This window comes from Peredibacter starrii (assembly GCF_034259205.1).
Classification (GTDB): Bacteria; Bdellovibrionota; Bacteriovoracia; order Bacteriovoracales; family Bacteriovoracaceae; genus Peredibacter; species Peredibacter starrii.
Genome location: NZ_CP139487.1, coordinates 3,408,862 through 3,427,299 on the forward strand (window position 1 = coordinate 3,408,862; position 18,438 = coordinate 3,427,299).

Genomic DNA, 18,438 nt, shown 5'->3' on the forward strand with positions numbered 1-18,438 from the left:
CCAAAAGTGCCAGCTTCGTTAGAACTTGTTTAAATACCTGACGATTTTAGTAATGGCCTCTTGGAAAGGCACCTCTTCAATAACCAGTGAGATTCTCGCGGTATTGGGAATTCCGAAATCAACTCCCGGAACAACCGTGATGCCTTCATTATTAAGAAGCTCGTCGGCAATCTGATAGGAATGATCCTCGTCCCCAGGAAACCGCTTGAACATCGGCGTGCGGGAGAAATCGATCATAAAATAGAAAGCTGAAGTAGATTGATACCAACAGTGACCAAGATTCGCCTCGCGAAACTTTTCTCTCAAAGTCGCAGCGTTAGTACGAATGTGATTTTTTACCGGAGTTAAGAAACTCTCCAGGAAATGCAGATCAAAATCCAAAAGCGCCCGTTGCGCGAGACTGTTTGGTCCAGAAGTTGTCTGGCCCTGAATTCTTCCCATCGCCTGCACAACGTCCGCAGGAGCAATCGCCCAACCAATTCGAAGTCCGGTCGCTGCCAGAGTTTTAGAAATCGCATGAACGATGATCGTGCGCTCAAGCAGTGAGCGATCAAATTGATAGAAGTAAGTTGGCTTAGGATCAAAGTAACTAATATCTGAATACACTTCATCTGAGATCGCCACGATGTGAGGGTTCTCTTTTAGTAATTCAGCAAATTCTCTCATCCATGATTCAGAATAATGAACTCCAGATGGATTATTCGGACTGTTTACAATGATGGCCTTAGTACGAGGAGAAATAATTTTTCTGATGTCTTCGATCGCCGGAACGAAGGCATCGAACACATTCGACTTCACCACCATCGGTACTCCACCCCAGAATTTAATCATCTCAGGATAAGACACCCAATAAGGAGCGAGTAGAATCACTTCATCACCTGGATCAATGATGGCGCCCAAAGCATTATAGATAGAATGCTTGGAACCGTTGCTCACAATCACATCCATATCGTTTTCCACTGTTTCCAGCGAAAGACGACGGGAATCGGTGAAAAATTTTAGCAGTTTTTTTCTAAGAGCAGGAAATCCCGCTGATGGAGAATACTGATAACTCTTCAGAAAGTTTAATTGGTGATGAATTTTTTCAATAAACTCAGAAACTGGCTTAATCGGTAGCTGCCCACCTGATAGATTGTAGATGACTTTCCCCTCTTCAGTGAGTTGGATCGCCTTCTCGTTGAGCTTCATCGTAATACTATCTGATATACCTTTGACTCTGGAACTTAAAAGCATCTTGCTTAATCCTTAATCTTCTTCATCTCTTCGTGAACCAAAGGCGGAACAAACGAAGTAATGTCTCCATTATGATTATAAACTTCCTTCACTAGCGAGCTTGAAATGTAATAAAGCTTTTCACTCGTCATAAGGAAAACCGTATCGCAATCAGGATTGATCTTACGATTCATTGAGGCCATCTGAAATTCAATCTCAAAATCACCCGTTGGACGAAGACCTCTGACAATCGAACCGATTTTATTCTGGCGAGCATACTCAACGATCAAACCGCCCCAGCTATCAACTTTAACTTTCGGTTCATGCGCGAAAAGTTTTTTCAGAACATTCACACGCTGTTCACTAGTCATGAATGGTTTTTTGTTGGGAGATACGGCAACGAGAACAACGATCTCATCAAAAATCTTGATGGCCCGTTGAACGATGTCGAGGTGACCGTTAGTAAATGGGTCGAAAGTACCGGCGTACAACGCACGTTTCTTTTCCAAGCGGAAATCCTTTGGAGATTAAACTATAGGTCTAATCTTATACCAATTTGCCGACGACGACAAAATGATCGCCCTGTTCCACTTTTTTAATAACTGATTGGAATGCTCCCGTGACGAGATCGATCTTTGGACCTTTGAGGCGGTCGGATTCAACCCACACTTCACCCTGGAAGTTCATCTCTTTTAAGATCTTCAGAACATCAAAGTAAAGAGCATGGTTTTCATAGGGAGGATCGAAGAAAAGAATCACATTTTCTGTTTCCGGTAACTGATACTGAAGCTCTTTTTGGACCCAGTTTTTTGCGTCCAAGTTAGTGACAGTGATCATGTCCGGTTCAAATTTAAAGGCCTTTTCTAGATTGGCCTTGTTATCTTTCAAGGTAAGAAATGCCCCTCTCATGGAATCGTTCACAAAGACTTTTTGTGAACCACGAGAAAGTGCCTCATAACCCATGGCCCCTGAGCCCGCACAAAGATCCACGAAAATATATTCGTCCATGTGTTGGCGCCAGTCGAAAAGTTTACGTTTAATGAGAACAGAAGTTGGCCGGGTGGAATCGGCCTTAGGAGTTGCCAAAGGATATCCTCTGGCAATTCCACCTAAGATCTTTATAGACATTGATTAAGCAGCTTTTTTACGAGAAGTAGTTTCCGCAGATACTGGCACAGTAAATTTCATACCGCCATCCATTTCGATGTTAAGCCCTGATTCTGTTACTTCCAGGCAAACAACTTTGCCGCCGATATCGAATTGAAGTTCCAGGGAAAGATTACCCTGAACTTTAAAACTCATCGATGTCGATGCCGGAGATGATGACTGAACAGGAGCTGGAGCAGGTGCTGGTTTTGGCGCGGCCCTCTTTGATTCTAAAGATACTGGCGCAGGTGCAGCAACTGGAATGGCTTCCTTCTCCTCCATATGGGCGAGTTCCTCCAGAACCGATGAAGTTGCATGAACTTCCTCTTCGCCTGAAAAATCCTCTTCTAAGGCTTCAATTTCTTTCATGATGTCTGAAAGCTCTTGGTCGTTGAAGCTTTTATCCATATCGCACTCCCGTAGGTGTAATTTATTTAATTATAAAGCTCACTTACCTATTCGGCACAATGCGACTAAACTTTAGGAAAATCGTCTTTTTTAGTCGTCTTTTTTCATGACAAAAACACTGGGATAACCCATAATCTTGTCTCCCAATTAATTAATGTTTTCAATAGTTTTGCTTTACTGGACAGGAGTTTAGTCCCTTTGAGTAATAAAACCTTCTTTGCTTCGCAATGGCTAAATAAGGATATCGAGTCTCTCGAAGACTCGGCCGCTATTGCTATAGATCAAGAAGTGCCTGAAGTATTTCATGTCAAAGGACGTTTCCCTACTTTCATTCCTGGCCCACGTTTAGCTCGCACTCCCGAAGTAAGCGATCGCTTCTCTCCTCTGCACTGTTTTGTTCCTGGATGGAAGGGTGACTCTCTTCTTTCTAAAAACGTTGTGAAGTTTGAGCGTCTTCTGACTCTGGTTCAAATGGACGTGAAGAACGAACTATTTAAGACAAAAGATTTCCCGAAAACAATTAAGCTTGGACTCTATAATGAGTTCCTTTCATATGCTGAAACTCTGGGCCTTCACTTTGAAGGGCTGGATGATCTTGGTAACTTCTGGCAGGCGATTTCTCCTGAGAAGCTGCAGGATAATCCTAAGCTTCTGGAGTTCATCGATATCTACGCTAACCGTGTAGCGACAATTACTTTCTTAAAACTTCGCTTCATCTCATCACTCCTTGATCGTTGTGGCCTTGAGCTGACTGAGAAGGCCCTGCTCTATCCAACTTCTTTCCTCTCTCAGATCTTTAAAAAAGGTTCTGGCTCTGAACTTCAAAGCCGTGCTCTTGAGAGTAACCTTTATAGCTGGTACCGTCCGCATGAAGGCATGAAAGAAGCAATGAAAGAGCTTCTGATTGTTTCTCGTGATCTTGCGATCACAGAAATCACAAAACACATTTCACTTCGTACGCAAGTTGAGCAGGATCAGCAGAAAGTTTATTCTCATGCTCTTTCTCACGTGAGCCTGGGTCTGTTCCTCAACTCGCTTCAGATCAACTTTCCTCTTTGGTTAGAAACAATTGAAGGCAAGAAAGTTCCAACTGGTGGAATGGAAGATGAAGAGATCGTAAGCTGTAAGTACTTTGGTGATTATCTTGAATCACTTTCTCTTTCTCACTGGCTTGCTCAGGAGAACAATAAAGATTTCCACTGGGACCAGTTCCTATGTCCGGACTTCAAAGGTCTTGAGTTCATCTCAGGCACATTCACTAAGATCTGTAATGAGCTTCAGTTCCTGACTTTCCTTGCTCACAAAGCAGAAAGCCAGCACGAGAAGCCGATTGACTATATTTGCAAAATCATGGGCGGACACTTCAGAAACCGCAAGAATAATCAGGTGAAGCAAGGTCTTCTTCTTGAAGATAATCCTTTCTACACTTCGACTTATGACCGCGTGGTTCTGAACCTTTGTCACTTCCCTAAGAACAACCCACAACACTATCTCATGACTCAGATCGGAGATCAGGTGAAGTACCTCAAAGCTAATGGGTACTTGTTTGTTCTATCTTCTAAAAAACTATTTGTTCCTTCACTACGTGAAAGACTGGAGCCAGTTCTACGCGAACTTAAGACCGAAGCGATCTTTGATCTTGAGAACGTTAAAGGTAAAGGTGAACTTGGTTCTTATATCTACGTGTTCCGTAAGAAGAACAAGTGCGAGACCGAAAAGCAACTTTGCTCATACTTCCGTATTTCGGCCGAGCTGGACAGCTTCCACAACTTCTCTTCTGTGACTGAACATTTAAGATCGTTCTATCTGTCGCACTTAAATGAAGTGCCTCCGATGGCGCATCTCGATTTCCCGGATTCATTCCGTGTTGAATTCTTCCAGGAAGCGGTTGTAAACGGCATGTTGATTCATTCAACTTCGGAAGACTCTAGCCGTATTACTCACCCTGCTTACTTCAAGGGCCTACTCGCTAACTGCGTGCCTCTTGATACAATTTTTGAAATTAAGTCCCTTCACTCTGAAGAGAAGTTCCGTCCTGAATCGACTCTTAATCTCGGTCTAAAGCGTGACGTTTCTTACTTCCTGGTGGTGGACTTCCGTAATGGAGACGTGAATCTTGAGATTCACCCTATGGACACGTTCCGTTCAATTCATTCGGACTACGGTGAAACTCTTTGTAGCTACTTCCAGCTTATTCCAAAGATTCCGGGCCTTAACCCGAACATCCTTCGTAACTACTTCCTGACAACTGTTGGTAAGCAAGTTATGAACCTGACTTTCACTGGTGGCCTGTCACTTGTAAAAGGGTCTTTGAGTAAGTTCTTAGTTCCAAAGTTTTTAACTGAAACAGAATCTTTACCTGAGCACCTTAAATCAGGTTTCAGAATGCTTGAAATGAACGAGGAGCAACTTCTAGATGCTTCACCTCGTGACATCCTTCAGGCCTTCCAACATATCGATCAGATCACGAAGAACCTTTTCCCACGTTATGCTTGTGAGATCCTTTCTCGTTATTCAAACCTTGAAAGAACTCTCCAATCTCTTATCTGGAAAATGGACGACCTTCGCTTTGGTCAGAAAGTAAGCTTCAATAATCCACTTATTCAAGGTCAATTGGTTCAAAAACCAACTCGTCCTTTATATCCAGAAAATGAAGATATTTTCCTGGAGTTCGTAGAAGGAACAGTTCCTACTGATATCCATCTACCTCTTACTCAGACTCAGCTTAAAGTGTCTCACGAGGGTGAATTAAAACTCTTCTCACTTGAGCTTATGAGCCACAATAAAGTGATCGTGCGTCTTCACACTGAAGAGCCAATGGTGCTGTTTATTCAGTTCCTATTGTCACACGCAGTGGATGTACCACTTTCAAAGATTCTTCGTGCAGTTCACATCCCTAGCTTGAGTGACCTGAAAGAGATCATTGAAACGACTCAAAGCTTTAAGTCTTCATACCAAGAGCTTCTGGGCCAGGTTCAGAACTCAATTACTCACGCCATGAGAGTTCAGGTAACACCGAAGAGGATTCCGTGAAAATCGTAGTTCAACGAGTTCAAGAGGCCTCTGTATCAGTTGACTCTGAAATCGTAGGACAAATCGGTTCCGGACTTCTTCTTTTAGTTTGTTTTGAACAAGGTGACACTGAAGATTCCCTTCACAAGGCGATTGATAAAATTTCAAAACTTCGCATTTTCGACGACGCTGAAGGCCGCATGAATTTAGATATTCAGGCCGTAAAAGGCGAAATCCTATCTGTCAGCCAATTCACTTTGAGCTGGGACGGAACCGGTGGACATCGCCCGAGTTTCGAGAAATCCATGGCACCACAAGAAGCGCGTTTAAAGTATGCACTTTTTAATCGAGAACTAAGAAATCGTGGATTTACAGTGAAGGAAGGAACGTTCGGAGCGTTTATGAAAGTGTCACTGGTCAACGATGGACCAGTGACGTTTATTCTTCAATTTTAGTTCATTAATTCGCGAGTAAGGTCTTTCTTCTTTCCTTTGAAAACTGAAACAAGCTTGTTGCTTCTCTGATTCGCAGGAATGCGATTAACAATCAGACGGATGTTCATACCAACGATGTTACCGTTACGGTCGGTCTTGTTTTCAACGTGCCAGTTAGCACCTGATTCATTCACCATCTCTTTTAAGATGATCATGTTCATATCGATGCCATCAACTGCTGCGCCTGGGTTTGAAACGAACTCAAGCTCAGAGGCAGTGTAGATGCTGCCAGCAAGGAAGAGTGAGATCACCGTACGATCAGAATGTATCTGGTTAGAGATCATGATCTTTTTATCTTCAAGACGACGAGCAGATAGTTGGTTAATCGCCGCGTTCATCACTTGTTCAAAGCTCTCGTAAGGAACTGCAAGCTGAACATCACGAACGTCTGTCGCGTGAATAAGTTCTTTTGGCTGAATGTTCTGGATCGAAACCAGCACTTCTTTGAGGGATGTTTTGTGAGTTGGAAGGGCCGGAGTTTCTTCAACTTTTTCTTCCTGAGCTTCCACTACGGCCGCATCGGCCACTGGCATTTTCGATGTCATTCTTTCCAGAAGATCACCGTGATAGTCTTTAAAGATTTGTGCTGTCACCGGCATATTTTGAGTAAGAAGAGCACGATCAACCAGGCGGTCAACCATGGCACCTACGTTTGCCTGGCCGGCCTTAAGAAGATTAAGCGCCTCTCTTTCGATTTCACGCTGAAGCTGATGACGGTTGAACTCTTGAAGTGAAAGCAGGCTCAGCGAAAGAACGAAAATGATAAGACCAACTCCCATTAGGACTTCGTCATTCATTTGTACTTCACGAATTTGAGCATTCGTAGCATCGATTTCATCAACCAGGTTAACTTTGAAATTTTCCATTTTCCCATAGCGCTCGCTAAGTGGCGCAAGCGGAGTGTCCATCATCTGGCCCGCAAGCATTGGAGAATGAATCTTCAACACTTTTTCATGGAACCAATGAACTTCAGAGATCAGTTGATTAAGCGTTTCGTAACCCTTCCCTACGTTCTTACGGAATGGGTTGATACCTTTAATTGTTTCGTTAAGACATTCATCTGAAAGTGCCATGAACTCACGATTCAGATAAGGAGATTGGATGTCTTTAATCATCATCGCAGTGAATGTTTGCGAGATGCGGTTAAAGCATGTGCCTACACCTTGATTCAGCACATTCATACGATCCAACTGCGTCTGATTCGTTTGATGATGCCAGAAAGCACCAAGAGTCATTAATAGACCCAGGCCACAAACCATATAGATTTTTGAAGCAGAGAGACTGAGTAATTTTTTCATGGAGAGCAACATCCTTGTTGTTTCGAGATCTTAAAATCCAGAGCTATTGTCTCTTTTTAAGGCCGCTAGAGTCAAGCCGGGAGAATTTACCCGACTGCCCTGATCAAACCCTGTATTCTCTTGCCGAAGCGGTTAGTTTTATTGATTCTTAGAGTCACAAGAGCTATGATTTTCTAGAGTAAAGGAGTCCGGCAATATGTCGGCAAACACGATCACCATTAAGGTTAGAACAGATGTAACTGTGATCTTCTTCGCAGTGGTGATTGCTCACGTCCTTTTTCTACTTTTCTCTTACGAAGCTTTCCCTAATTTAAAAGATCTCATTACCCAACACGGACAAAGCGAGCCGATCGCTCCCCTACGCATTCAAGACATGCGAAGAATCCGTACAGTTGGTGCTCGTGATAGTAAGATTAAAAATTCATCGTATCTTTCGAAGTCGCTGAATCCTTCGAAAGAAATTTCAGCGGTTAAATCTGGTAACGCCAAGATGACTGAAAATCACAAGGCCCCTCTTCACAAGAAGGCCCTGAGTTTCAGTGATCTTTCAAAAGCCGCTCCATCAATGCCACAAGTGGCACAACAAAAACCTGCAGCACCAGCGGAACAACCACAGCAACGTCCGGGCTCTCGTCCAGGCGTTATGCCTCAAGCAAGACAGAAGGCCATCAATGCCATCAGCTTGAAAGGTAATCAGATTCAGGAGTTTCAACGTACTCAAGGTGCTTCTTCTTATCCAGCAAGTGCAGCAGCTCTTAGTGGTGACCCAAGAGCGCGCAGTCTTAGTAACTCAGACATTTTGGTGAATCTTGAAGTTCCTGAAGGTGTGAATCCGGATGAATTAAATGAATACGAATTGATGTTCTATGGTTTCCAGAGAAGAACAGCGATTGGTTACGTGAATTCATTTTATAAAAAACTAGATAAGTTTCAGCGCGAGAATCCGCATATCCAGTTCCCGATGACTGATACAAAACAAGTCATGACCGGACGTCTCACTTATGATGAGAAAGGTAACATCAAACAAATCAAAATGATTCGTTGGACGAATGTTGACCGTCTTCAGGGCTTTTTTGAAGAAGTACTTAAAGACATGGACACACTTCACAACCCACCAAAACCTCTTTGGAGTAAAACTGGTGAGTTCTCAATTTTCTTTAGCTTAGTGATTAACGGCTAAACCAATCTTCGAACTTAATTCGAACAGAATCGAACAGTCCCTTTGGCTCTTCTTTGAGAAGATTAAAAATCGATGTGCGAATTTCAGACTCAAGAGTCTCCTGAGATTCTCTTGTCAGAACAGGCATCGGGATCATGGCCTTAAGACCCTGGATCTCTTCTTCCTTACTCTTAATCTGAGCACCAAATTCCGGATGGGTATGAACGAAGGCCTCAAACTCTGCAGTTTCTTCTGCAGAAAGAGAGCCATCTAGATAAGGAACAATCTTCTTTTGAAACTGAGTATAGGTTTTATCCATCATAGATTGGCCCCTTTATTCAGATCATTTAACAGAAGGAATCGACCGTTGTGAACTTTCTCAATGATCTCAAAGCGAGGAATGAAAAGAATGTCTTCAATTTCTTCCACGGTAAATTGTGAATCATAACGAAGACTCATCACCACTCTTACTTTAGGATCCAGTGAGTAGAACGAGTTGTACTCTGCCGGTCGAGTGATCTTCATCTGTTCATTAAGCTGAATGGCACGACGAGATCCGATATCAATCAGAAAACGAAGAATACCTTTATAGTAATGACGACGAAGGATGAGAGTTTCTTTTTTATTAGTGAGATCAACTTCACGGAACATGATGCTTTTTCTTTCTTTCAAAAGAAACGCATTCATTCCATCAATTACCAATTGCTCGGCCTGAAGATCATCCGGGATCAACGCAAAGGCCACGCGATAAAGCTTGTCCGTCAGCGGTTGTACAAGTTGATAAAAGTCTTTTCTCTTCATAGGGCAACTATTAAAGCTCAGACCTGGACCCCTTTCAAGGCTTCAAAATCTATTAAAATCTTTCATCTCTTTTCGTGTTTTCAACATCTTAGCACTTAGGGAGTACGAACTTATCAAGTTTCCTTCAGAGTCTTCCGATAGGTTCAAGGAGAAAGGACGTATTTTATGAAACATATGCCATTATTCTTTGTTTTTGCTCTGATGCTCATTGCAGTGGGGTGTCAGGAAACAACGAAAACGAAAACAGTCACGCAGGATCCACAGTGCGCTTGGTACGGAACCTGTGGAGGAACTACTGGCTCAGCTCAATATTGTACAGGAACCTACTACTGGACCCAACCTAACTGTGCCGGTTATCAGTACTGTCAATCTTATCCAAGCTATCCTGCTTGTGTGACCTCTGGAACGACTTCTGGAACAACTTCAGGTTCTACAACGGGTTCAACGACTTCAGGCACAACCGGTTCAACGACCGGCGGAACAACGACTTATCCAAACCCGTACCGTTTCTATTATTCTGGTTATGTTGATAAAAATTGGATGGTGAACTATCCATACGTTCCGTCTATCAGCTGTACTGCGGCCTCTGCCCCATCAGGCATTTCATATACTCCATATGACACTCGTAAAGGCAGTATTACTCTGCGTGGACAAGTGAACTATGATCCAGCATCGGGCCAGGAATTCTTTGACACAACTTCTGAACTTCTTAGAACGAAAGAAGGATCTAAAAACTTCTTCTGGGGTGACTCAATTTTAAAAGTTAGATTTATCGCCAACGTTCAACCGGAATCTCGTAACACAACTACGGTTTGCCCAGGTCGCGTGTCTGGTAAATCTACAATGAAAGGTTACGGGCGAATTAAGTTTGATCTTACTTTAGTAGGAACGACCATCAATGGAACGACTCAAACTGTGAGCCTTGGTACAAAAATCATTGATGTTAACAAATGTACTCCTGCTCTAGATCTTTCTTCATACGCTGCTCAATATCCGGGCGGGATTTATTTCAAAATCTCAAACGTATGGGGCAACCAAGAGTGGGCCCCAGGCACATATAATGAGGCCGCAATTTATGATACATACGGATTCATCTATCCGCAGAACCCGAACGTATCTGGTACTTGGAAACAAGTTAGAACTTCTGACTGTTGGTCACTTGATATCGAAGTTGCTTCTAACGGTACAAAAACTTTTAACTAATCCAGCATATCAATCACTACGTCCGCAAGATTCTTCTTGTGGGCGTAGCTGACTTCAACTAAAAGTCCCGGACACGTAATATTCACTTCCTGAACTGAATCTCCCAGAATATCAAAAGCGACCCAATCAACACCAAACTCCATCAGCTCTTTTACAATCGTCTCGCATTGAGCACGTGTTTTTGGAGTTAATGGCTCGGCATGGAAGGTAGCGCCCTGAGCGATATTCGAAAGGAATTCCCCGTCTTTTGGCGTTTTAAGAATGGTCCCTAGCTCCTTACCCTTAAAGTAAAGAGAGCGGATTTCGCCCATTGCAACTGCCTCAATAAACGGCTGAACAATCACAGGCCCCTGAAGCTCAACGACTTTTTCTTCAAAGCGTTTTTCCCAGGCATTAAGAGAAAGCTTCTCGACCCCTAACCCACTATAAAGATCCATAGGTTTTAAGATCAAAGCAGATGGTTTCGGATCCAGGTGCTGCACAAATTGTTGAGCGAGTTTTAAGCTCGACCCCACGTAACTGGCGGTCGCTCCTTCTGTGCGGTAGGCATAAAGCTTTTCATTAAAATTCATGATCCCGCGAGGATCATTCATGACCTTAATGCCCATTGATACTAAATGATCAAGCATCCACAAAATGCGCAGATAACGGCTATCAAATGGTGGATCAAGACGCATGTGAAGAACATCATTCGTTGTGAGTTCAATCACCTTCTCACCAGTGGTCTCAAAGCTCGCCAGATAAATCTGGTCCTCTTTCAAGGTGCCTTTAAAAGAATGAACACGAAGTTTCTGCATGCCTTGATTATGAATCGCGAAGTCACGTTCAAAGAGAACGTAACACTCGATTCCTCTCTTCTGCATAGCAAGTGCCAGCATTAGAGAAGAATCTTTTTTAATGTTTAGTTTTTCAATGGGATCAATTAGTAGCAAGTGGCGCATGGGGTACCTTTAGTTTCAGGTAATCGGTAAAGCTTTCGATCTTATCTTGATCGTCAAACTTGTCGTACTCCATTCTAAGCCAAATTAAGTACTGTTTTAAGTCGAAATTATTCTGAACCATGAGTTTTTCTAAGAAATCCTGCTCTTCTTCATAAGTGAGAAACGCAGCAAAGCTTGCTTGGTTCCAGTCGTCCTTGATTTCGCAGTCCTCTTCATCCAATTCCAATTTGGCGCAAAGAGATCTGAGGTCCGGACGAAAAACTTCTGTGATAAAACGCTGAGTCAGCTCATCGGCCTTTTCATTGGTAATGAAGCCACCGAGTTTTGCAAATTCAGTTTGAAGAATTGAAATCAGCTCCACCACCCGAAGACTTACCTTTTTCTTCTTCGCCTCACGAGCAAGGTAATCTTCAAGTTCAGGTCGGCCCTTAAAATATTCCTGAAGCATGGCCTGACCATAAAGATTGGCAAGATTCTCATTCAGATCCACTTCATTCTTAATAAAGAAAATTGTGTGGAAGAGTTCATGGAAAACAAGTTCAGCGAGTTCCACATCATCATACTGAAAGAAAGATGAGAGAATGCGGTCTTCTAACAATCCCAGAGATGAGTAAGCGTAAACCGGGCGAATCCAGGTCACGAGATTTTCATCTTCGCGAAGGTCTTTAGCATATTCAATGGCCGAATCTTTCTGGAAGAAACCGATGTAAGGAAAGCTGCCCATGATCGGAAAATTAAATTCGTGGGCCTCAATCTTGGTATGAGGACTTGCGATCACGAGATAAGTCACTGCCTTATTGGGTAAGATTGTGGTCTTGGTGTAGATGTTGGTCGGTTTTGCACCAAAGTAGTGATAGAAGAATTTCTTATACTCCCCCACCAGAAGAATCTTTCTCTTCACGTCCTCAGAGACCTTCGGGTCATCCAGGTACACTTCGTTTTTCTTGGCACCCCAATGGACCTTCGCCTGACCAAACCCTTGCTCAGTAAGGTAACCCATCATGCCACAGCTCGAGCACAAGAATAAAAGCATCAAGATTTTCAACATGGAATTATTCTAACGGAAAGAAACACAAAATCTACCGATCAAAATACTCTTATTCGCTCTTTCTGCTCACAACGAAGGCCCAAACGGAGACCAGGATGATCGGAACAATGATTTTAACTGCAAGATGGATATTACCATTTGTGAGAATGACCACTACCGAGATAAGGATCATGATAGAGCACCAAATTTTGGCCTTAGTGCGGATGACTCGGTTTTGTTGCCAGTCCTTGATCCCCTCGCCTGCCAGCGGAAGATTCAAAATCCAGGCATGAAAGCGTGGTGAGGACTTAGAAAAGAGAAAGGCCGAGAGAATTAAAAACGGCGTTGTGGGAAGGATGGGAAGGAACGCGCCCACAATACCAATTGCGAACGCGATCCATGCACAGACAAACCAAATCGGTTTCACAGCGTTTTCCCGTATTCCTTAATCAGAGTTCCTTGAGTCGAAAGTGCGGTCGCAGATGTGATTTCCACATCCACCCAGTTCCACATGTAATCCTGCTCTGGATTAGCTGGTTCAAAGTGAACAATGCGGTTACAAGACGTGCGGCCCTGCCACTTCTGCACACCTTTATTGATGTTCTTACCATCGACTAGCACGCGATAAGTTTTTCCAGTCATACCACGACGGATTTCCGCCTGGATTGATAACTGAAGGTCCATCACTTCACGTAGACGACGACCACGTATATCGTCAGTTAGAACATCATTCATACGTGCCGCTTTTGTTCCCTTACGAGAAGAATAAGCGTAAGCGTAGATGTTATCGAACTGAGCGTCTTTTAAAAGTTGAAGTGTTTGCTGATGCTCTTCTTCCGTCTCATTCGGGAAGCCCGCGATGATGTCACTTGTGATCACCATCTCAGGGTTTGCCTTTCTCATCTTCGCTAGAAGTGAAAGGTAGTGCTCAACTGTATACTCACGAAGCATACGCTGAAGAACAGTATTAGAACCAGACTGCACCGGAAGGTGAAGGTGGTTGGCCAGTTTTTTAGAATTTGCGTGAGCCTCTACCAGATCATCAGTCACGTCGTATGGATGAGACGTTGTATAACGAAGAAGGTGAAGACCGTTCACTTTCTCGAGTTCCATAATAAGCTGGCCCAGAGATTCACCATTGTCTTTCCCGAATGAGTTCACGTTCTGACCCAGAAGCATGACTTCCTGAATGCCAGAGTATTCCACCAGGCGCTTCACGTCTGTTACCACTTCAGCAAGACGACGAGACTTTTCTCTTCCGCGAGTGAAAGGAACAATACAGTATGAACAGAACTTATCGCAGCCCTTGATGATATTCACAAATGCTTGCGGAGTTCCTTGAGTAATTTTTGTTTCGATTGAGTAATTGTCCGAGCGGTCCCAGGCAGTCACAGTGAATTTCTTCTCACCAGCGTAAGCGCGGTAAACCATTTCACCGATGTTATCGATCACATCTGTACCGAATGCGAAGTCTAGTTGCTTATACTTTTGAACCAGGTCCTTCCCTTCCGTTTGAGCGATACATCCACCGGCCGCAACAATCACGTTTTTCTTAAGGCCCGTTTCCGGATCAATATCAGGATTGGTTTTTAATTTCTTCGTTTCACCTAAGTGAGAATAAAACTTTTGGTTAGCAAGATCGCGAACAGCACAAGTGTTAAAGATCACCAGGTCTGCTTCCGATTGCTCTTCTGTTTTTGTGAAGTTCATCCCCGACAAGTGGGACATGATTCGTTCACTGTCATGATAGTTCATCTGACAGCCGTAAGTTTTCATCCAAACTTTACGTGGTGGGAATTCGAGTTCGCCGACTTTCACTGAGTCGTTTTTCGTAGTGTTTTCCATGGGCCCTCAAAGCATTAGCTGTTAAATCTAAGATGTGGGTAAAAATATGCCGCAATATAGCAATGAGGGGGTCTGAAGTAAATCTAAATCACTTCCAACTGAAGAGCGATATAGAACGACAGATTGAACAAGAAATGTAGGAAAATCGGGGCGATAACTGAGTGAAATCTCAGGAGAGCCTGACCACAAATAATCCCTAGAACGAAGGTGTAAAACACCTGAAATCCGATGAAAGGAACGTACTCAACTGGTAGAACCGTTAGCCCAACTAAATGCGAGAAAGCGAAGATCGATGCCACAAGCATCGAGGTCACATACTTCCCTCCTACCTGAGCAATCAACACACGCTGGAAAGTCTGACGGAAAACCAGTTCTTCCAAGATCGGAGCGAAGAATAATAAGTGCCACTCAAGACCATTCACTAAACGGAATGGAGTCTCGATGTCCATATACCAAATGGCCGCAATCGCCGCCACCGCCAGGGCCACCACTTCCGCCACGGCCTTCCAGGTCTGACGAGTGATGTTCCACTTAAATTTCCAAGGTAATCGATAGAAGAAAGAAACGCCCAGAGCGAACAATAGATCGAAGATATAAGAGAATGAAATGGTCGATGGCAACTTATGCCAAGGAAGACCCCATGAAAAACCGAAATAAATGATAACGAGGGCAAAAAAACCGATCAACGAATCTCTCCTACCTGAGCTATTTTGTGCACCAGCTTAGTTATTTCATCATAGAATTGCGGTTTTGTAACTTTGATTATTTGCTGGTACGTAGGAGTTTTTGATTCTCCATGCCCCATGTTCTTATCATCAAAGACCACGATCTGAAGACTTTGATCCGGTCTCATGTAGAAAAAGATGTCCAAATTAAAGGCAATTACTCGAAGGACATCGTCGTTTCCATCAGGCACCCTTCCTGAAAAACAGGCCGCAGTCAAAATCAGCTCTGGTTTATTTTGCATATTATCCAGAGCTCTCATAAGAGTCGTAAACGTGGCCTGGATCCATTGGAGAGCTCTCGTCTCATTCTGGATGTCCATGGCAGTCGCTCCACTTACTGGTGTCACCATGAAAGCATGGTTAGACTCTAAGCTGTGTTTTAGAGTCGAATGGAGCGCGAGATTCATCATTGCCATGTGCTCCGGATCTTTTCCGGGCATTTTGCGTTTTCGAACAATACGATCATTCTCAAAAAAGCGTAGCTCATCATGTTTTTCCCGCAGCCAATGAATTAACTTAGAAGTTTTGCCGTGGACTTCGATGGTCCACTGGCGAGATTTTGGATCTTGAAGATCAAAGTTCCAGGTCACCACTCTCCACTGCGTGTCTTGTGGTGAGAATTCTAAAAATAGGTCTTTCGGATCACGTCCGAATAAATTTCCCCACCAGCTCATTTTAAGACTTTCCCCAGACTGTATTCATGAAAGCCAGGGGCCTCATGATCTGGGTGATAGCCCTCAATGGTATAGCCCTGTTTAAGCTTGATACCAATCATGGCGTGGTTGAAATGATAAATCGTAGTCATGACTTTTTTAATACCGATGCGCTTACACTCTTCTTCAATCGCGAGAGAGATTTCCTTCCCGACACCAGTTCCCTGAAATTCTTTGAAGACCGTGGTCTTCACCGTTTCAGCAAGATTAGGAGTCTTCATCACATATCCAGAGATCCCAACTTGTTTTTCATCACGCATGGCCCGGAAGTATTTCACTCCACCCTGCATGATCTTCTCTACAGTCGGTGGAAAGGGAGATCTTTCATAATACTCTTGTACCACCGCGAAGATCTCCTCCGCCTCTGCCTGAGAGGATGTATCGTATGGTTTAAGCTTTACGTTCATTGAAGTGGTTCCAAATTTCGTTCCAGTCAGAAGACTCAAACAAAAGTTTTCTATCAGGTGCTTTGATGAGATTTCTCTCAACACCCAGATTTAAAAACTTAATCAGATCATCGTAGTAATGATTGATGTTAAAAAGCGCAATGGGCTTAGCGTGAATTCCCAACTGTTTCCAGGTAAGAATCTCAAACAGTTCATCCATCGTACCCATTCCGCCCGGGAAGATTAAAAACGCGTCGGAAAGGTCATACATCATCTTCTTTCGTTCATGCATGTCTTTGACCACATGAAGTTCGGTCAGACCACCGTGAGCAATTTCTTTTTTCATCAGACGCTGAGGAATGACACCAGTCACTCTTCCGCCCTTCACCATAACCTCAGTGGCAAGGGCACCCATGATGCCAATTCCGGCACCACCGTAGACCAGTTCCACGTTATGTTTTACAAAATGATCTGTGATAAGTTTTACCTGACGATCAACTTCCGGATCAGTGCTGGCATTTGCTCCACAAAAAATACAAACTTTCATTTCTTGAATCTCCGCATAAACCACTGCATGAAAATCATCTCGATCACCATGAAGCCACCGAAAGCGATATAAAATCCACCGGTCTTCCAGAAAAGCCAGGTCGCAGTCGTCTCGTTAATCGCCACATGGGCCATAAAGGCCGCGAACACAATCAAGAACACACACATGTGCCACTCTAAAACTTTGTAGGCCTCATCAGGCAGTGGCTGTTTTTGTTTCATGTCCCGAAGCATTTCCACCATAAGGGACTGGTTTCGAAACTTCTTAAACAGTAAAAAACTCGCGAGTGATAAACCCGTAAGTGTTGGCTGCAATTTAAAGAACACACCCTCTTTGGCCACCAGAGAAATTCCACCAAGGATCACAATCAGCGCAACATTGAGTTTTGAAAGAGTGTGAACATGTCCTGTGAATTTCTTTTCCAGTCCCATTTCCAACAGGCCCAAAAGAATACCGCCGATTAAAGCGACTTCCAGTGAGAAGTAGGTTTCCAGTAACCAATATGCTACCGCGGGAATGAAAGAGAGAAGAAAAAAGGGTTTCGAGGCATTTTCCATGCCTCGATCTTATGCTATTTTCCTTAGTTTTTCTTCACAATAGATGAGGTAATCATCTTTGAATTTTACCGGGTCCAGAATTTCCACGTTCTTACCAAGTGTCAAAAGCCAGTCATAAAGCGCTTCGCATGGCTCTACATATGCGGCCCAGATAAGATCGCCATTTGGATTGGTGATCATGCAAGGCTTACCCAGGAAATGATGCTCGGGAAATAAATTTGTGGTCCCAGGATCGTGGATTTTTAGAATGAGTCTCGTTTCTTTTTCATTCATCGTCCTCACGGCAGAAATAAATTCTTCCACTTCGTAAGGTGAGACCTGTGGAAGCTTAGAAGACGGAACCATCGAGATATCTTTGACCTCTTTCAGAGGTACCACCACCAGGCAGTGATCATTTGAGTCTTCAGCGATAAGAGTTAATTGTCCTTCCAGGTGAAGAACGCGGCACGGGTGAACAATAAACGTTCGATTGTCATAAGTTGCTAAACAGAGAAGTTGTTTTTCAACAATGGCCGTGTCCAGTTGTTGAACCATGTACTGTTCCGATTCATTCAATTCTTGATCCCAGAGCTCGAGCTGATTCAGTAATTCCATAACCACCTTTATTGGACCATTCTCAGAAACTTTCTTACGGAGTGAATGCATCACCGCCGTATCCGCAGTCTTGTTCGCATGTAGCATTTTATGGATTTGCATCCATTCGCCAGGTGAAAGAGGAAGCATATACTGAATAGACTCCCCTTTAATATCCACCCAACATTCAGAATTTTGATGATAAATCTCGATACCCGTACCTGCCGGAAAAACCTGACGAAGGAAAACCAGGGTCTCTTCAGGGCCCAAACCCATCTCAAGGGCCAGGTCAGAAAGACGGATCGCTCCTTGCTTCTCTCCTAAAACCACTAATTTGTTCCATACGTCTGGCTTCATCGATTTCATAATGCCTCTTTCTTGACTAGGCTTA

At 43.5% G+C, this 18,438-nt stretch carries 21 protein-coding genes; 4 read left to right on the forward strand and 17 right to left on the reverse strand.

Annotated elements, in window-relative coordinates; genetic code table 11:
* Positions 1-18 precede the first annotated feature (18 nt).
* The 4 genes from SOO65_RS17030 to SOO65_RS17045 are packed head-to-tail and all read right to left on the reverse strand — an operon-like array spanning position 19 to position 2,766.
* Positions 19-1,188, reverse strand: coding sequence for a pyridoxal phosphate-dependent aminotransferase (locus SOO65_RS17030; RefSeq protein ID WP_321393134.1), 1,170 nt, complete (start codon positions 1,186-1,188; stop codon positions 19-21).
* 50 nt (positions 1,189-1,238) lie between these two features.
* Complete coding sequence (gene coaD / locus SOO65_RS17035) at positions 1,239-1,721, reverse strand: pantetheine-phosphate adenylyltransferase (RefSeq protein ID WP_321393138.1); 483 nt, start codon at positions 1,719-1,721, stop codon at positions 1,239-1,241.
* Positions 1,722-1,758: 37 nt separating this feature from the next.
* Positions 1,759-2,340 carry an RsmD family RNA methyltransferase gene (locus SOO65_RS17040; RefSeq protein ID WP_321393142.1) on the reverse strand — a complete coding sequence of 194 codons (582 nt, stop codon included), beginning with the start codon at positions 2,338-2,340 and terminating at the stop codon, positions 1,759-1,761.
* Positions 2,341-2,343: 3 nt separating this feature from the next.
* Positions 2,344-2,766, reverse strand: a complete 423-nt coding sequence (locus tag SOO65_RS17045) for a hypothetical protein (protein WP_321393144.1) — start codon at positions 2,764-2,766, stop codon at positions 2,344-2,346.
* Between the two features lie 198 nt (positions 2,767-2,964).
* On the opposite strand from SOO65_RS17045, the gene SOO65_RS17050 reads away from it, so the two are divergent.
* Positions 2,965-5,799, forward strand: a complete 2,835-nt coding sequence (locus SOO65_RS17050; protein WP_321393147.1) for a hypothetical protein — start codon at positions 2,965-2,967, stop codon at positions 5,797-5,799.
* Complete coding sequence (dtd, locus tag SOO65_RS17055; RefSeq protein WP_321393150.1) at positions 5,796-6,233, forward strand: D-aminoacyl-tRNA deacylase; 438 nt, start codon at positions 5,796-5,798, stop codon at positions 6,231-6,233. Before SOO65_RS17050 ends, dtd begins: the two co-directional genes overlap by 4 nt.
* Here the strand turns inward: dtd and SOO65_RS17060 are convergent.
* A complete protein-coding gene (locus SOO65_RS17060) occupies positions 6,230-7,570 on the reverse strand; it encodes a hypothetical protein (protein WP_321393153.1) in 1,341 nt (446 codons plus the stop codon). The genes dtd and SOO65_RS17060 overlap by 4 nt on opposite strands.
* A 196-nt stretch (positions 7,571-7,766) precedes the next feature.
* Here SOO65_RS17060 and SOO65_RS17065 point away from each other — a divergent pair, with 196 nt between their 5' ends.
* Complete coding sequence (locus tag SOO65_RS17065) at positions 7,767-8,750, forward strand: hypothetical protein (protein WP_321393155.1); 984 nt, start codon at positions 7,767-7,769, stop codon at positions 8,748-8,750.
* On the opposite strand, the gene SOO65_RS17070 is transcribed toward SOO65_RS17065, so the two are convergent.
* Complete coding sequence (locus tag SOO65_RS17070) at positions 8,740-9,051, reverse strand: anti-sigma factor (RefSeq protein WP_321393157.1); 312 nt, start codon at positions 9,049-9,051, stop codon at positions 8,740-8,742. The genes SOO65_RS17065 and SOO65_RS17070 overlap by 11 nt on opposite strands.
* A complete protein-coding gene (locus tag SOO65_RS17075) occupies positions 9,048-9,530 on the reverse strand; it encodes a hypothetical protein (RefSeq protein ID WP_321393159.1) in 483 nt (160 codons plus the stop codon). The genes SOO65_RS17070 and SOO65_RS17075 overlap by 4 nt, the downstream gene beginning before the upstream one ends.
* A 165-nt stretch (positions 9,531-9,695) precedes the next feature.
* On the opposite strand from SOO65_RS17075, the gene SOO65_RS17080 reads away from it, so the two are divergent.
* A complete protein-coding gene (locus SOO65_RS17080) occupies positions 9,696-10,733 on the forward strand; it encodes a hypothetical protein (RefSeq protein ID WP_321393161.1) in 1,038 nt (345 codons plus the stop codon).
* Here SOO65_RS17080 and SOO65_RS17085 read toward each other — a convergent pair.
* From SOO65_RS17085 to SOO65_RS17130, 10 genes are all read right to left on the reverse strand, one after another.
* A complete protein-coding gene (locus tag SOO65_RS17085) occupies positions 10,730-11,674 on the reverse strand; it encodes an ATP-grasp domain-containing protein (RefSeq protein WP_321393162.1) in 945 nt (314 codons plus the stop codon). The genes SOO65_RS17080 and SOO65_RS17085 overlap by 4 nt on opposite strands.
* The gene (locus tag SOO65_RS17090) at positions 11,652-12,722 is read right to left on the reverse strand and encodes an aminopeptidase (RefSeq protein ID WP_321393165.1); all 1,071 of its coding nucleotides are present in this window, start codon (positions 12,720-12,722) and stop codon (positions 11,652-11,654) included. Before SOO65_RS17090 ends, SOO65_RS17085 begins: the two co-directional genes overlap by 23 nt.
* A 49-nt stretch (positions 12,723-12,771) precedes the next feature.
* Positions 12,772-13,128 (reverse strand): YbaN family protein, encoded by a 357-nt coding sequence (locus tag SOO65_RS17095; protein WP_321393168.1) that lies wholly within the window; start codon positions 13,126-13,128, stop codon positions 12,772-12,774.
* Positions 13,125-14,546 carry a tRNA (N6-isopentenyl adenosine(37)-C2)-methylthiotransferase MiaB gene (gene miaB / locus SOO65_RS17100; RefSeq protein ID WP_321393171.1) on the reverse strand — a complete coding sequence of 474 codons (1,422 nt, stop codon included), beginning with the start codon at positions 14,544-14,546 and terminating at the stop codon, positions 13,125-13,127. The genes SOO65_RS17095 and miaB overlap by 4 nt, the downstream gene beginning before the upstream one ends.
* 83 nt (positions 14,547-14,629) lie before the next feature.
* The gene (locus tag SOO65_RS17105) at positions 14,630-15,232 is read right to left on the reverse strand and encodes a CPBP family intramembrane glutamic endopeptidase (protein ID WP_321393174.1); all 603 of its coding nucleotides are present in this window, start codon (positions 15,230-15,232) and stop codon (positions 14,630-14,632) included.
* Positions 15,229-15,945 carry a hypothetical protein gene (locus SOO65_RS17110; protein ID WP_321393176.1) on the reverse strand — a complete coding sequence of 239 codons (717 nt, stop codon included), beginning with the start codon at positions 15,943-15,945 and terminating at the stop codon, positions 15,229-15,231. Before SOO65_RS17110 ends, SOO65_RS17105 begins: the two co-directional genes overlap by 4 nt.
* Positions 15,942-16,391: a GNAT family N-acetyltransferase gene (locus tag SOO65_RS17115; protein WP_321393179.1), complete on the reverse strand. Its 450-nt coding sequence runs from the start codon at positions 16,389-16,391 to the stop codon at positions 15,942-15,944. Before SOO65_RS17115 ends, SOO65_RS17110 begins: the two co-directional genes overlap by 4 nt.
* A complete protein-coding gene (locus tag SOO65_RS17120) occupies positions 16,375-16,917 on the reverse strand; it encodes an LOG family protein (RefSeq protein ID WP_321393185.1) in 543 nt (180 codons plus the stop codon). The genes SOO65_RS17115 and SOO65_RS17120 overlap by 17 nt, the downstream gene beginning before the upstream one ends.
* A complete protein-coding gene (locus SOO65_RS17125) occupies positions 16,914-17,474 on the reverse strand; it encodes a septation protein IspZ (protein WP_321393188.1) in 561 nt (186 codons plus the stop codon). The genes SOO65_RS17120 and SOO65_RS17125 overlap by 4 nt, the downstream gene beginning before the upstream one ends.
* Before the next feature lie 9 nt (positions 17,475-17,483).
* Positions 17,484-18,413, reverse strand: a complete 930-nt coding sequence (locus tag SOO65_RS17130) for a WYL domain-containing protein (protein ID WP_321393191.1) — start codon at positions 18,411-18,413, stop codon at positions 17,484-17,486.
* Between the last annotated feature and the right edge of the window lie 25 nt (positions 18,414-18,438).

What these genes read in the sequence shown, in the direction of transcription:
- SOO65_RS17090 (WP_321393165.1), bottom strand. Translation starts at nt 12,722, where the DNA reads ATGTTGAAAATCTTGATGCTTTTATTCTTGTGCTCGAGCTGTGGCATG.
- SOO65_RS17125 (WP_321393188.1), bottom strand. Translation starts at nt 17,474, where the DNA reads ATGGAAAATGCCTCGAAACCCTTTTTTCTTCTCTCTTTCATTCCCGCG.
- SOO65_RS17075 (WP_321393159.1), bottom strand. Translation starts at nt 9,530, where the DNA reads ATGAAGAGAAAAGACTTTTATCAACTTGTACAACCGCTGACGGACAAG.
- SOO65_RS17060 (WP_321393153.1), bottom strand. Translation starts at nt 7,570, where the DNA reads ATGAAAAAATTACTCAGTCTCTCTGCTTCAAAAATCTATATGGTTTGT.
- SOO65_RS17085 (WP_321393162.1), bottom strand. Translation starts at nt 11,674, where the DNA reads ATGCGCCACTTGCTACTAATTGATCCCATTGAAAAACTAAACATTAAA.
- SOO65_RS17120 (WP_321393185.1), bottom strand. Translation starts at nt 16,917, where the DNA reads ATGAAAGTTTGTATTTTTTGTGGAGCAAATGCCAGCACTGATCCGGAA.
- SOO65_RS17115 (WP_321393179.1), bottom strand. Translation starts at nt 16,391, where the DNA reads ATGAACGTAAAGCTTAAACCATACGATACATCCTCTCAGGCAGAGGCG.
- SOO65_RS17045 (WP_321393144.1), bottom strand. Translation starts at nt 2,766, where the DNA reads ATGGATAAAAGCTTCAACGACCAAGAGCTTTCAGACATCATGAAAGAA.
- SOO65_RS17065 (WP_321393155.1), top strand. Translation starts at nt 7,767, where the DNA reads ATGTCGGCAAACACGATCACCATTAAGGTTAGAACAGATGTAACTGTG.
- SOO65_RS17070 (WP_321393157.1), bottom strand. Translation starts at nt 9,051, where the DNA reads ATGATGGATAAAACCTATACTCAGTTTCAAAAGAAGATTGTTCCTTAT.
- miaB (WP_321393171.1), bottom strand. Translation starts at nt 14,546, where the DNA reads ATGGAAAACACTACGAAAAACGACTCAGTGAAAGTCGGCGAACTCGAA.
- SOO65_RS17130 (WP_321393191.1), bottom strand. Translation starts at nt 18,413, where the DNA reads ATGAAATCGATGAAGCCAGACGTATGGAACAAATTAGTGGTTTTAGGA.
- SOO65_RS17030 (WP_321393134.1), bottom strand. Translation starts at nt 1,188, where the DNA reads ATGAAGCTCAACGAGAAGGCGATCCAACTCACTGAAGAGGGGAAAGTC.
- SOO65_RS17080 (WP_321393161.1), top strand. Translation starts at nt 9,696, where the DNA reads ATGAAACATATGCCATTATTCTTTGTTTTTGCTCTGATGCTCATTGCA.
- SOO65_RS17040 (WP_321393142.1), bottom strand. Translation starts at nt 2,340, where the DNA reads ATGTCTATAAAGATCTTAGGTGGAATTGCCAGAGGATATCCTTTGGCA.
- SOO65_RS17110 (WP_321393176.1), bottom strand. Translation starts at nt 15,945, where the DNA reads ATGAGCTGGTGGGGAAATTTATTCGGACGTGATCCGAAAGACCTATTT.